This is a genomic window from Bradyrhizobium arachidis, assembly GCF_024758505.1.
Taxonomy (GTDB): Bacteria; Pseudomonadota; Alphaproteobacteria; order Rhizobiales; family Xanthobacteraceae; genus Bradyrhizobium; species Bradyrhizobium manausense_C.
This window is the reverse complement of the sequence record NZ_CP077970.1, coordinates 4617052-4630015: the sequence shown is the minus strand read 5'-3', so window position 1 is coordinate 4630015 and position 12964 is coordinate 4617052. Positions and strand designations below refer to the sequence as shown.

General features: G+C 63.5%; 16 protein-coding genes. 7 read left to right on the top strand and 9 right to left on the bottom strand.

Annotation, left to right across the window (positions count from 1 at the left end; translation table 11 throughout):
• The first annotated feature begins 74 nt into the window (after window positions 1-74).
• Window positions 75-2882 (top strand): ATP-binding protein, encoded by a 2808-nt coding sequence (locus tag KUF59_RS21310; RefSeq protein WP_212459512.1) that lies wholly within the window; start codon window positions 75-77, stop codon window positions 2880-2882.
• Window positions 2883-2894: 12 nt separating this feature from the next.
• Here the strand turns inward: KUF59_RS21310 and KUF59_RS21305 are convergent, their stop codons facing one another.
• The 7 genes from KUF59_RS21305 to KUF59_RS21275 form a co-directional block, all read right to left on the bottom strand.
• Entirely contained in the window at window positions 2895-3599 is a 705-nt protein-coding gene (locus tag KUF59_RS21305) for a GrlR family regulatory protein (RefSeq protein ID WP_212459511.1), read from the bottom strand.
• 254 nt (window positions 3600-3853) lie between these two features.
• On the bottom strand, window positions 3854-4003 hold the full coding sequence (locus KUF59_RS21300; protein ID WP_212459510.1) for a hypothetical protein: 150 nt from the start codon (window positions 4001-4003) through the stop codon (window positions 3854-3856).
• Window positions 4004-4065: 62 nt separating this feature from the next.
• Window positions 4066-4401, bottom strand: coding sequence for a hypothetical protein (locus tag KUF59_RS21295; protein WP_212459509.1), 336 nt, complete (start codon window positions 4399-4401; stop codon window positions 4066-4068).
• A gap of 20 nt (window positions 4402-4421) precedes the next feature.
• Window positions 4422-5240, bottom strand: coding sequence for a tetratricopeptide repeat protein (locus KUF59_RS21290; RefSeq protein WP_212459641.1), 819 nt, complete (start codon window positions 5238-5240; stop codon window positions 4422-4424).
• A 32-nt stretch (window positions 5241-5272) separates the two neighbouring features.
• Window positions 5273-5956 carry a substrate-binding domain-containing protein gene (locus KUF59_RS21285; protein WP_212459508.1) on the bottom strand — a complete coding sequence of 228 codons (684 nt, stop codon included), beginning with the start codon at window positions 5954-5956 and terminating at the stop codon, window positions 5273-5275.
• An 11-nt stretch (window positions 5957-5967) separates the two neighbouring features.
• Window positions 5968-6672 (bottom strand): GrlR family regulatory protein, encoded by a 705-nt coding sequence (locus KUF59_RS21280; protein ID WP_212459640.1) that lies wholly within the window; start codon window positions 6670-6672, stop codon window positions 5968-5970.
• 202 nt (window positions 6673-6874) lie between these two features.
• Complete coding sequence (locus KUF59_RS21275; RefSeq protein ID WP_212459507.1) at window positions 6875-7909, bottom strand: glutamine synthetase beta-grasp domain-containing protein; 1035 nt, start codon at window positions 7907-7909, stop codon at window positions 6875-6877.
• Window positions 7910-8446: 537 nt separating this feature from the next.
• Here KUF59_RS21275 and KUF59_RS21270 point away from each other — a divergent pair.
• A complete protein-coding gene (locus KUF59_RS21270; RefSeq protein WP_212403965.1) occupies window positions 8447-8650 on the top strand; it encodes a DUF2735 domain-containing protein in 204 nt (67 codons plus the stop codon).
• Window positions 8651-8744: 94 nt separating this feature from the next.
• On the opposite strand, the gene KUF59_RS21265 is transcribed toward KUF59_RS21270, so the two are convergent.
• Window positions 8745-9062 carry an MliC family protein gene (locus KUF59_RS21265; RefSeq protein ID WP_212459506.1) on the bottom strand — a complete coding sequence of 106 codons (318 nt, stop codon included), beginning with the start codon at window positions 9060-9062 and terminating at the stop codon, window positions 8745-8747.
• A 78-nt stretch (window positions 9063-9140) separates the two neighbouring features.
• Between KUF59_RS21265 and KUF59_RS21260 the strand changes: the two genes are divergently transcribed.
• The gene (locus tag KUF59_RS21260) at window positions 9141-9884 is read left to right on the top strand and encodes a tyrosine-protein phosphatase (protein ID WP_212459505.1); all 744 of its coding nucleotides are present in this window, start codon (window positions 9141-9143) and stop codon (window positions 9882-9884) included.
• On the opposite strand, the gene KUF59_RS21255 is transcribed toward KUF59_RS21260, so the two are convergent.
• A complete protein-coding gene (locus tag KUF59_RS21255; protein WP_212459504.1) occupies window positions 9829-10620 on the bottom strand; it encodes an SGNH/GDSL hydrolase family protein in 792 nt (263 codons plus the stop codon). The genes KUF59_RS21260 and KUF59_RS21255 overlap by 56 nt on opposite strands.
• Window positions 10621-10740: 120 nt before the next feature.
• Between KUF59_RS21255 and KUF59_RS21250 the strand changes: the two genes are divergently transcribed.
• From KUF59_RS21250 to KUF59_RS21235, 4 genes are all read left to right on the top strand, one after another.
• Window positions 10741-11421, top strand: a complete 681-nt coding sequence (locus KUF59_RS21250) for an SDR family oxidoreductase (RefSeq protein ID WP_212459503.1) — start codon at window positions 10741-10743, stop codon at window positions 11419-11421.
• 84 nt (window positions 11422-11505) lie between these two features.
• On the top strand, window positions 11506-12192 hold the full coding sequence (locus KUF59_RS21245) for a DUF2161 domain-containing phosphodiesterase (protein ID WP_212459502.1): 687 nt from the start codon (window positions 11506-11508) through the stop codon (window positions 12190-12192).
• An 11-nt stretch (window positions 12193-12203) separates the two neighbouring features.
• Window positions 12204-12503 (top strand): putative quinol monooxygenase, encoded by a 300-nt coding sequence (locus tag KUF59_RS21240; RefSeq protein ID WP_212459501.1) that lies wholly within the window; start codon window positions 12204-12206, stop codon window positions 12501-12503.
• 84 nt (window positions 12504-12587) lie between these two features.
• Entirely contained in the window at window positions 12588-12893 is a 306-nt protein-coding gene (locus KUF59_RS21235; RefSeq protein ID WP_212459500.1) for a hypothetical protein, read from the top strand.
• The last annotated feature ends 71 nt before the right edge of the window (window positions 12894-12964 follow it).

The following is a 12964-nucleotide window of genomic DNA, read 5'->3' as shown; positions in this document are numbered from 1 at the left end:
GCGAACTATAGACGGGACGGCACCGAGGAGTATGTTGCGTATTGCGAAGAATTGTTGCGGTGGGCGAGCGCCCGATGATGACACTGACGGGTGAGCGGTCGGCTGACGTCCCGGAGTACGTTGTGCTCCGTTTCGGAGGGTTGCGCCTGGATCGCCTCAAACGACAGATTTTTGAGGGGGAAGCGCCGATCCCGCTCGGCCCCCGCGCCTTCGAAATCCTGCTCGCCTTGATAGAGGCTCGCGGCGATCTTGTGAGCCGAGAGGACTTGTTTGCGCGCGTCTGGGGGCGGGTTCACGTCGACGACGGCACACTTCGGGCACACGTCTCCAAGCTCCGCAACGCGCTCGGTCGAACGCAAGGCGGTGCGTCCCTTATCCGGACGGAATCTGGGCGGGGCTATCGGCTGGCGGCTCCTATAACGCTTGAAGCCCACCCGAGTGCAGCGGTGCAGGAGCCCCGCACGCCGGAAGGCGTTCCGCAACCGCTCTCGTCGCTGATCGGGCGTGAGGCCGCCATCAACCATCTGGCCGCGTTGGTCCAACAAAACCGACTGGTTACTGTCGCAGGTGCCGGCGGCATCGGAAAAACGCGGCTGGCCCAAGCCGTGTCGATCCGACTGGAACGTGACTTTCCAGACGGCGTGGTCTTTGTCGATCTTGCGTCGGTGGCCGAGCCCGAGTGGGTCCCAACAGCGGTCGCGACGGCGTTGGGAAAGGTGGTGCTTTCAGGAAATCCGACGGAGATGCTGGTCGCGGCCCTGAAGGACAGGCGCGTCCTCATACTGCTGGACAATTGCGAACATCTCGTCGATGCGGCCGCCCTTTTTTGCGAGACGGTGGCGCGAGGTGCACCACGGGTCCGCATTATCGCGACCAGCCGCGAAATGCTGCGGGTGGAAGGAGAATGGATCTACCGGGTCGATCCGCTCGACGTTCCCCACGTTGATCTGGCCTCGGCGCAGCAAGCCTTGAGCTATTCGGCCGTCCAATTGTTTGCTGAACGCGCAGCGGCTGCTGGGGGCTTCGCCTTCGGCGATCGCGAAGCGCCCTATGTCTGCGCCCTCTGCCGCGCCTTGGACGGCCTGCCGCTCGCAATCGAGATGGCGGCGGTGCAGGCAGATGCGTTGGGTGTAAGGAGCTTAGCCGAACAGCTCGGCCGGCTGCAGCTCGAAGACCTGGGCTCGCGAAGGACGGCTATCGCCCGCCATCAGACGCTCACCGCGACGCTGCAGTGGAGCCATGATCTGCTCTCGCCGTCCGACCGCGCGCTGTTTCGGCGATTGTCGGTATTCGCTGGCGCGTTCACTGCCGAGGACGCTGTGGCGGTTGCAGCGGATGAAAGCAGCCCACCTGCGGCGCTAATTCGCAAACTCGCTGCCTTGGCGGTGAAATCGCTTCTTTCGATCGAATCTGACGGAGACACGCGGCGTTTCCGGATGCTGGTCACGACGCGACATTTCGCGCTGGAGCGTCTTCGCCAGGAGGGTGAGGAAGCAACGATCCGCCAGCGGCACGCGCTACTTATGCTCGAGCGGCTACGCCGAAAAGCGCCGGTGCAGATCGACGACGTTCGCGCGGCTCTCGACTGGGCCTTCGCACATGAACAGGCATATGCGATCGGACTGCCCCTCACACTGGCGTCCGTTCCACTCTGGTGGTCGTGGCAGCTTGTCGAGGAGTGCCGGGCGCGAGTGAACCAAGCCCTCGAGTCCACCGATCTTGCGGGCGATCCCCGAACCGAGATGCAACTCCTTGTCGAACTGTTTGCATCGCTGCTCCAGATCGACTCCCATGGACCGCATATGATCGCGATCGCCGAGCGTGCGCGCACCGTCGCGGAGACTCTCAACGATCTGCCCCACCAATTGAGGGCCAGATGGAGCTTGATGGTCAACGCATGGAACTCCGGTCGATTCAAGGTCTCGGCAGCACATGCCGAGGCATTCAAACAGCTGGGGGTCCGCAACGGGGACGCTGCCGCGATACTCATCGGAGACCGGCTGATCGCCAATATCCGCCATGTCATGGGTGACCAGATCGAAGCCGCACGACTTCTGCAAAGCGTGCTGGAGCGCCTGGATCGGTCGGAAACTCCGATAGATGCGAGACTCGTGTACAATCAGAGGAGCCTTGCACTGAGCACGCTCGCGCAGGTCCAATTTCTGCGCGGCGAAATCGAAGAGGCCATCGACACGGCGCATGACGCCGTTCGGGAAGCCGAATCTCGAGCGGACCCTGTGTCGGAATTCTACGCTCTCCAGCAGGCTGCATGTCCGACCGCGATCTTCGCCGGTCGCCTGGACCTGGCCGAGAAATATCTGACCCGGCTCGAGACCCACGGTCAGCGTCATCGGCCGTATGCCAACTGGGTGCCCTCCCTTCGCGGGATGATCCTGATCCGTCAGGGAGAAGTGGAGACGGGCGCAAAGGAACTAGCTGCAGGAATCGCGCGGCTGGACGACCGAGGAATTTCAGCCAATCACAACCGCTTCAAAGCCGAACTGGCCACCGCTCTGATCGAAATGGGGAGACTTGAGCCGGCGAGCTGCCTTCTCGAGGAACTCGAACGACAGTCCGAAGACAACGGCGAAGCGCTTTGCGACCCTGAAATCCTGCGCTTGCGAGCAGAAATCGTGCACCTCTCCGGCGGAAATCAGGCGCAAGCCGAGGCTCTCCTCAAGCAGGCTTTGCGGGTGGCGCTCCGTCAAGGGGCAGCGATCTGGGAGCTAAGATCAGCAACGAGCTTGGCGGCGTTGTGTGCTGCATCCGGTCTGAAACTTCAGGCGCGGAATCTTCTCGGCCCTATCTGTGCCAAGTTCAGGGAGAGCAATGAGACTCCCGAGGTTCGAGCAGCACGTCAACTGTTCTCAACACTTCCGTGAGCCCTGCGATGCTCACGCGCGTCGCATCAGCTTCAGCGACGCGGCCAGTCGCAGGCTGCGCTTGCCCGCAAGCGCGATGCCTTCGAGGTCGCCGCCGTCCTCGTTGCAGTTTCCGGAGAAGCCGATCCCGACCTCATAGCCGCCGAACACCGGATTCTCGCCGCGCGCCGGCGTGTGCTCCTGGTTGAGGATCTCGCCCTTCCAGCGGCCGTTCTCGGACGAATATGAGCCGAGATAGTAGAAAAACGCATCGCCGCCGAGGATGCGGCCGTCCATAAGCAGCATCACGCCGGACAACCCGGCCTCGACGCCGTCGAGCGCCTTCAGATGGATCGAATAGAGCCCGTTTGCGATGCCGCCGGCTCCGACGATGCCCCGCGGCGGCAACGCATCGTCGTCGAGCCGCGTGAGCTCGGCCCAGAACATCGCGCCGGGCACCGGGGTGGCCTCGCCTTCGAAGCGGATGCCGCGGCTGGTGGTCCGGCCACGCACGCGGATGGTGGCGACATCGATGCCCATCAGCGGCTTGTAGTGGGGATCGTCATTGTGACGTTCGGTGATCACCTCGCCGATGATCTCGCCGCCGCGCTCCTCATAGCTGCCGAGATGGGCAAAGGCCGAATTGCCGCCGAGCAGCTTGCCGTTGTGCATGCACATGATGCTGCGGCCGAACGCATCGTTGACGCCGTATTCGACCTTGTAGAGCCCGTTCAGCAACGAAAAGATCCCGGAAAACCATTGCGAGTCGCGCGCTACCTAGCACCGCCTCCGCACCGAATCTATCAGGCTTTTTCACGCAGGGACCGTTGTGGAGCCTTCCTCTGCGATGTCAGCATAATACCCCCGATTTGCCCGACGCGTCAAGCGATTTCGTAAAATCAGCAATCCCGTATCCGGGCGTCCCGGCTACTTTGCATGGGGTTGTTTCGATGTTTTGTCTGTTCCGCCCTCCTGAGGGCATTCATCACGCCTTAGTGACGCTTGAAATACTGCACCTCGCGCTCGTGCTTCTCGGCCGCCGCACGGCTCTTGAAGGTGCCGAGGTTGCGGCGCCTGCCCGTCTTCGGGTTCACCTTGCGCGAATAGAGCCGGTATTCGCCGGATGCCAGCTTGCGGATCATGATCGCTCCTCCTCTTTGGGCGCCTCCTTCCCCTCAAGCGTGACTGCAAGTTGGAAGTTCCTTCACGGCTTGCGAGCAATCGCTGATGAGCGGGAACCTGCTTTAGCGTACGAATGCGCCAGCGCGATGCATTCGTCGATGTCAGCGCGGAGCTTCAGGGCCGTCGCGAGGTCGAAGGATATGTAATTGGTCGGCGAGCCCTCCGGGCCTGCATAGCCATCGGGCTTCATCTTGACGCAGACGTAGTAGGATTTTTCGTCCAACCCGCGTTTGACCTGCCACTGGAAGTTCGAATGCGACGATTGCCCACGAACAGGCTGGGACTCAAACAGGACATCGCCAAACAGGACTTCAAGCGACTTCGTCCGCGCGAGAAGCCGCCTGATCGATGCCCACATTCCCCTTCCCCCAGTCGCAATCAGAAGCACAGCGTGGTAACGAGCTGGCCCTGCTTGTTCTTGATCGCATAGGGACAGCGGATCCGCTCCAGCGCTTTCTTTGCGTCTTCGTCGCCGAGCGCCGCGGCGCGCTCGTAGTAGGCCTTTGCGGCGTCCTTGTCCTTCGCCCCGCCGCGGCCTTCCTGGGCGAAGGCGCCCATCCGCTCCAGCGCGCCGGGATGGTTTTGCGCCGCCGCCTTTTCGAACATCGCGCGCGCCGCGACGTCGTCCTGCTGGCCGCCGCTGCCGTTCGACAGCATCAGCCCGAGTTGATACTGCGCCTCGGCATTGGTCTCGGCCGCCCTGCCGAGCAGTTCGCGCGAGCGCGCGGGGTTGGCGGGGGCGGCTGCGCCGCCGCCAAGCGCCGCGAGATTGCTGACGCCGCGGGGATTGCCGGCCTCCGCCGCCTTCTCGAACAGTTTTCGTGCCTGCGCTTCGTCCTTCGCAACGCCCGAGCCGGTGCCGTAGAGAACGCCGAGCTCGACCATCGCCGAGGTCGAGCCCTTGTCGGCGGCCTTGCGCCAGGCGGCGAGCGCCTCCGGCATTTGCCGGTTGGCGGCATAGGCGCGCCCGAGCTCGAACATCGCGCGCCGCGAGGCGCCGGACGCGGTCTTGCAGAATTTTATCGCGGTCGGAATGTCCGCGGGGGCAACTTCGGCGACGCCCCTGATGTCGGCAGGCTTGTCGGGATCGCTGGGGTCGGCCGCCAGCCGGTCACACAGCACGAGGTCGGCCGATTGCGCATGCGCCTGCAACGGCGATGCGAGAGCGAGGAGGATGGCGAGCGCGATCTTTCGCATGACGCGCAGGTTGCGTCCGGCCGTCGTCAAATTCAAGGCTCGAGTCCTGACGCCCGCAAGGCCGGCGCGACCTCTGATGACGCCAAATAGCGCAGCAGCCGGTCGGCGCCCGCAGCATTCCTCGCCGCAACCATCCGGCCCGCCGAAAACAGCGCGGGCGTCTGCAATTCGCGCGGGATCGAACCTATGACCTCGATGCGGGCGACCTGCTTCAACTCGCTGATCTGCTGCACGGCAAGATCGGCCTCGCCGCTCACGAGCCGCTCGGCCGTAAAGCCCTGCTGCACGATCACGGCGCGGGCGTTGATCTCATCGGCAATGCCGAGGCGCTCGATCAATTGCGCGAAGTAGATGCCGCTTGCCCCCAGCCGCGAATAGGCGACCGCGCGCGAAGCCAGCAGCGCCTTGCGCAGCGCGGTTTCGGTTGCGATGTCGGGATGCGCGTCCCCTGCCCTGACAGCGATGCCGACATAGGAGCGCGCCAGATCGACAGCGCTTTCGGCGGCCACGCGGCCCTCGGCGATCACCTCGTCGAGCCCCTCGCGGGTGAGGATCACGACATCGGCCGCCTCGCCCTCGCGCAGCCGCTGCAACAGCGCCATGGTCGGCGCGTAATCGACATCGATACGCACGCCTGTTGCGGCCTCGCAGGCCGATGACATGCTGCGCATCGCGCCCATCAGGCCGAGCGTGGAGAGCATGCGGATGGTGTCCATGGTCTTGCCGATCAGGCGCGGTGCATCAGCCGCAGCGCGGCGGTCAGGCGCAGGCTGCGCTTGCCCGCGAGCGCCGTTGCTTCCAGCACGGCGTGTTCGTCGTCATAGCTGCCGGAGAAGCCGATGCCGACCTCATGGCCGCCGAACACCGGATTCTCGTCGCGCGCCGGCGTGTGCTCCTGGTTGAGGATCTGGCCCTTCCAGCGGCCGTTCGCCGCCGTGTAGCTGCCGAGATAGTAGAACGAGGCATCGCCGCCCAGGATGCGGCCCTGGTTGAGCAGCATCACGCCGGTGAGCCCGCCGTCGACGCCGTCGAGCATGCGCAAATGGATGGAATAGAGACCGTTGGCGATGCCGCCCTCGCCGACGCTGCCGGCGATCGGCGCCTCGTCCTCTCGGATCGGCGTCATCACGGATTGGAAGGGCACGCCGGGCAGTTCTTTCATCTCGCCCTTGAAGCGAACGAGATCGCCATCCGCCCAACCCTTGGCGATGAGCGTCGCATTGTCGGTGCCCGCCATCGCGCGATAGTGGGGATCGGGATTGTGACGAAAAGTCTTGATCTCGATCGTAAGTCCATCGGCCGTCTTCTCGTAGGTGCCGATATGCGCAAAGGCCGAGTTGCCGCCCAGCATCTTGCCGTTGCCGACATGCATCACGCTCCGGCCGACGGCGTCGGCAAGCTGAAAACGTACCTTGTAGAAACCTTCAAACACCAGCCGTCCCCGGCCTGCGCGCATCCGCACGCAGTTTATCCCGCTTTCGCCCTGGCTGGATATAGCGCGGGCCGAGAATGCAGCACCAATTCCACCGCGAGGCGAGTTGTCATCAAAATGCAAAAATCCGCCAAGGCCTTTCGGCCTCGGCGGATTTGATTGCCGGCCCGGGCAAGCCCCCCAGCCCGGGCCGGAGGATGCGTTAAGCAGCCGCCTTCTTGTCGGTCGGCACGGACGAGACCGTCTTCAGGATCTGCGAAGCGATCTGGTATGGGTCGCCCTGCGAGTTCGGACGACGGTCTTCCAGATAGCCCTTGTAGCCGTTGTTGACGAAGGAGTGCGGAACGCGGATCGAAGCACCGCGGTCGGCAACGCCGTAGCTGAACTTGTTCCAGGGCGCGGTCTCGTGCTTGCCGGTCAGACGCTTGTCGTTGTCCGGGCCGTAGACGGCGATGTGGTCCATCAGGTTCTTGTCGAAGGCCGCCATCAGCGCCTCGAAATACTCCTTGCCGCCGACCGTGCGCATGTACTCGGTCGAGAAGTTGGCGTGCATGCCCGAGCCGTTCCAATCGGTGTCGCCGAGCGGCTTGCAGTGGAACTCGATGTCGATGCCGTACTTCTCGGTCAGGCGCAGCATGAGGTAGCGGGCCATCCACATCTGGTCGGCAGCGGTCTTCGAGCCCTTGCCGAAGATCTGGAATTCCCACTGGCCCTTCGCGACTTCCGCGTTGATGCCTTCATGGTTGATGCCGGCCGCGAGGCAGAGGTCGAGATGCTCTTCGACGATCTTGCGGGCGACGTCGCCGACGTTCGAGTAGCCGACGCCGGTGTAGTACGGGCCCTGCGGGGCCGGATAGCCGGACGACGGGAAGCCGAGCGGACGGCCGTCCTTGTAGAAGAAGTACTCCTGCTCAAAGCCGAACCAGGCGCCGGCGTCGTCAAGAATGGTCGCGCGCTTGTTGGAGGCGTGCGGGGTCTTGCCATCGGGCATCATGACTTCGCACATCACGAGCACGCCATTGGTGCGCGCGGCGTCCGGGAACACGGCGACCGGCTTCAGCACGCAATCGGAGCTGTGGCCTTCGGCCTGCTGGGTGGAGGAGCCGTCAAAACCCCAGAGCGGAAGCTGCTCGAGCGTGGGGAACGACGAAAATTCCTTGATCTGAGTTTTGCCGCGCAAATTCGGAGTCGGCGTATATCCGTCGAGCCAAATGTACTCGAGCTTATACTTGGTCATTGAGCCTCTCTGTAGATGATGCGAAAGGTGGGGACCTCAGGCCCCCGCACGTTGTACCCGGCCATCATCGGCCGCCCGCTTACAAGCATTTAACGTGCCAAAACGCCGCATTGCGGGAGGTCTTCCACTGCGGGGAACCCGGATCCGCGGACCCGGGGCAATTCACAGGCGAGTGCGTCATAGCAGCGCACGAGTTCGTGACGCCGCACCGCAAAAATCCCGGGGAAAACGCCCGATTCTGTTGCACCTGAGGCTGTGCACTGCGCTGCCGATGAAACACGCATCAGCCGCCCGCAATTTTTGCGAAGCCGGAGGCCATGTCTTCGCAACCTTCGGAATGGCCTCCGCGTTAGTCATCCAGCCGCTGCCTTCGAGGGTGCAGAACCCCGACTGCTCAAAAAATAGGCCAACATTGATTTCATTTTCAGCACTTTGAATTTCGGGAGGGGCGGCCGATATGGGGATTCCAGTAACCACTAGCGAACGAGTCGGGCGCACCATGGAGGTCAACCGCTCCGACTCAAGGAGACTACCGCAATGATGAACAATGGTCTGAGTGTCGGATCTGCTGAGATCTTCCAGTTCCCGGTCGGGGGCCGTGCCGCCCTCGGGGGTCGCCGCTACGGCGAGCCCAGGCTGCCGGCCAATCAAGGCTCCACCCCCGTCGTTGAAACGGTGTGCAGCGGAAGCTGGTATCACCAGGAGGCGATCGAGGAAGCCAAGCCGAAATGGGATCGCTGATGTCTGTACCGGTCTCGGTACCGCCCCGCGCCAACAAGCGCCCGGCGGCAGTTTGAAAAAGGGTCGAAACAACGATGTTTCGGCCCTTTTTGATTCATGTTCGCTCGACTAGCGCGCAGGCCGTGACCGGCCGCTTGAGGTGCTGCATCGTGGTGCCGGCCTTGCCGATCTTCAGCGTGATTCCCGCTCCCGAATAGCGCGCCCCCGAGAGCGTGACCCGCTTCTTCAGCGGCAGCGACGCCCCGTCGATCTGCACGAACGCGCGTTTGTCGTAGTCATAAAAGCCGACGATGAAGTTGGTACCGTCGGCGCAGTGATAATTCTGAAACGTCTGCGCCGCCGCCGGCCGCACGCCGACAGTTCCGCCCGCCAGAACTGCGACAGCCAAAATAATGGCCTTGTGCCGATCCATGTTCGCCCCTTGTAATAGACAGCCCTACGCGCCAGCCGCGCGCCGCTCCTCGCCAACAAGATAGCTCAAGCTGCTCCGATGTCAGACTCCCCTTCCCGCCACCTCAATCTGCAAGGCGCCAGCAATTTTCGCGACCTCGGCGGCTATCCAACCGCCGACGGCCGCCTGACGCGCTGGCGGCAGATTTTTCGCTCCAACCATCTCGGCCAGCTCACGGCAGCCGACAGCGAGATCGTCCGCGGCCTCGGCGTTAGGCGTGCATTCGACTTCCGCGGCGTCGAGGAACGCTTGGGGGGCGTTTGCGGGATGAGTGACATCACCGTGCATTCATTGCCAATCGAGCCGACGGTGGTGGCAGCGCTGCGCGCGCGGCTCGACGCCGGCACGCTGACGGCGCCCGTTGCGCTGGAGATCATGCGCGAATCCTACCGCAACTATGTCCGCCACAACACGCACAGCTTCCGCGCGCTGTTCGGCCATCTGCTCGAAGACCACGCACCGTTCGTCATCCACTGTACGGCAGGCAAGGACCGTACCGGCTTTGCCAGCGCGCTGATCCTGCACGCACTCGGTGTGTCCGACGAGGTCATCGCGGAAGACTATCTGCTGACCAACCAGTTCTACCGGCGCGACGCCACTGCTGCGTCCGAGCTGCCGGACGACGTGCGCGACGCGATCGGAAGCGTCGAGGCCTCCTATCTCAACGCCGGCTTCGAGGCTGTCAGCGCCGAGTACGGCGACCTCGAAGCCTATTTGCGCGATGGACTCAAGATTGGCCCACCGGAGCGGGAGGCGCTGAGGGCGCGGTATCTGCAGGCGTAATCAAGCACCCGCATTTTTGCGCGGCTCCGATAGCCTTGAGGATCGCCGAACGCAAGGCACGGGCCACGTGCATGGTGCTCCAGTCGCTCTGATGCAGCTTCAGACTGTCATCCGCTGCGAGCAGCTGCTCGAACGAAGCGTTGTTGGAGACGTGCCAGTGCCGCATCAGCGCCCAGCGCTGGAACAAATTGACCTTAGCGTCTTCAGCCGCTGTCCGGATCGCCAAGACCATCTTTTCCGAGAGTTCGGCATTGTCGTCATAGAGCATGGCCGTCACGTATTGCGGATCGATCAGCACGACATCCATGGTCGGATGGCCCCGCAGGATCTTCAATCCCTCGGCGATCTTGCTGACCACCTCATCGAAGTTGAACAGCTCCTTGCGAAACACGGCGTTGGTTCCGACCTGCCAGAGCACCAGCGAAGGGTTGTCGGCAAAGATGTCGTCGTTGAACCGCTTCACTTCCTGCGGCGCATCTTCGCCACCCTTGCCGCGGTTGAACACGTCGATCCGGATGTTCGGACGCTGATCATGATCCTTGAAGTGTCGTCTCAAATACAGCTCGAGCCGCGCGGGATAGGCCACGACATGGTCGAGTCCGGCCGTCGAGGACGATCCCATCGCCACGATGCGTACGGGGCCCGTTCCGGCTAGCGCCGTTCGGAAGTTGTTCAGCGGATGCTCGAGATTAACGAGTGCAGAGGGAAATTCGAGGGTCGGCAAAATGTCGGACATGAAAATAGCCTCCTTCACGATCTAAAGTTGTATCTATAACGCAGTCCGGAGCCCGCCGCCATTGCAAGTCGAATTCGCGGAGAGCAATAGTCGATGCGAACTGGGCCGACGGAGGATCTCGTGCAGGGAAAAGCTATTGTCATCACTGGCGCGCTCGGCGCGCTGGGAAAAGTGGTCGCGGAGACGGCCCTGTCACGCGGCGCACGCGTTGCTGGTATCGACCACGCGCCGTCGCAGACGCCGGCCACCGCAGACCATCTCGAGATCGGCGGCGTCGACCTGTCCGACGAGGTGCAGGCGAAGAAGGCGATCGAGGCCGCCGCAATGCATTTCGGCCGGCTGGATGCGCTCATCAACATCGCCGGCGGCTTTGCGTTCGAGACCGTTGGTGACGGCGACACCAAGACCTGGCAGCGCATGTATGCGCTCAACGTGCTGACCGCGCTCAACGCCTCGCGCGCCGCGCTGTCGCATCTCGCCGCCTCCAAGAGCGGCCGCATCGTCAATGTCGGCGCCATGGGCGCGCTCCAGGCCGGCTCCGGCATGGGCCCTTATGCGGCCTCGAAGGCCGGCGTGCATCGCCTGACCGAGGCGCTCGCCAACGAATGGAAGGGCAAGGTCACCGTGAATGCGGTCCTGCCCTCGATCGTCGACACGCAGGCCAACCGCGCCAGCATGCCGAACGCCGATTTCGTCAAATGGGTGACCCCGCAGGAGCTCGCCGAGGTGATCCTGTTCCTGGCCAGTGATGCCGCCAGCGCTGTGACCGGCGCACTGATTCCAGTAAGCGGGCGGGTATAGGGATCACCTCCTCCCAAAGGCCCGATCAGCGCGGGAGCAATCCGGGCTAGACTGCCCGCACTGATTCTCCGCCTCGGAACGCCCGTGGAAACCGCGCTCTATCTGCCCGTCAAACGCTTCCTGGAAAAGCTCGGCTTCACCGTGAAAGGTGAGATCGGCGGTTGCGATCTCGTGGGCCTCAGTGCCGACGATCCGCCGGTCGTTGTGATCGGCGAGTTGAAGCTCGCCTTCAATCTTGAACTGATCTTGCAGGCGGTCGATCGCGCGCCGAAGGGCGACGAGATCTGGATCGCCGCAAAGATGTCGGCGCGCGGCAAGGGACGCGAGGGTGACGCACGCTATCGCAATCTCTGCCGGCGCCTTGGCTTCGGCATGCTTGGCGTCACGGATCGCGGCCAGGTCGAGGTGCTGGTGAAGCCGCCGACATCAGCTCCGCGCCGCGAACCGAAGAAGCGCTCGCGGCTCGTCGCAGAACACCAGCGCCGCCAGGGCGATCCCGTGCTCGGCGGCAGCACACGCGCGCCGATCATGACCGCCTATCGCCAGCAGGCGCTCGCCTGCGCATCCGCGCTCGCAGCTGGTCCGCGCAAGGTACGCGATCTGCGCGTGCAATGCCCGGATGCCGGCAAGATTCTCCTGCACAATGTCTATGGCTGGTTCGCGCGCGCCGAGCGCGGGATCTATGAGCTGACCGATGCGGGCCACGCCGCGCTGAAGCGCTGGCCGCAACAGCCGGCGGTCGAGATGGCGCTCGACGCGGCAGCAAAATAACGGAGCGCAGGATGATCGTGGTAACTGGAAGCGTGACGGCCCGGCCCGAGACGTTCGACGAGGTGCGCCGGCTGAGCCTCGAGCATGTGCATCGCTCGCGCACCGAGCCCGGCTGCATCTCGCACGCCGTGCATGTCGACTGCGAGAACCCGCTGCGGCTGGTTTTTTTCGAGCAATGGGCTGACAGGACGGCCCTTGCCGCCCATTTCAAGGTGCCGGCTTCGGGCGACTTCGTCCGCGCCCTGCGGTCGCTCGCCGCAGGGGCGACCACGCTTGAGCTCTACGATGCGAGCCGGATTGAGAAATTGTGAGTGCATGGCTGGATTGCCATCTCAAATTCATATTGCAATGCAACATGGTCGGCACTAGGTATCCCGGATCGAAACGAGGCCCCTATGAGCGCAGACTGGAATACCAAATATGGCACGCGGCGCGTCCGCCACGATCCACCGACCCTGGACGAGGCGATTTTCGCGGCTGTCGGCATCACCGATGATCAGGAGCAGCAGGCCGAGATCGCCGCGTCCCTGATGGGGATGCCGCTGGATGTCGTGCAGGCCGAGGTCAAGAAGCAGGCGCGGGTCAACAATCGCATCACCGCGACCCGCGTGATCGCCGGCGAACAGGGCGCGCAGCGCTCGGTGGTGGTCGAACGCCGCGTCGTCCGCCGCTTCGGCAACGACAAGCGCATCGGCACCTGAGGCCGCTCACTTACAGTTCCGGGGTTTTGCAGTTCAGAGTTTTGAAGCGGACCGGCCCTGGCCGGTCCGCT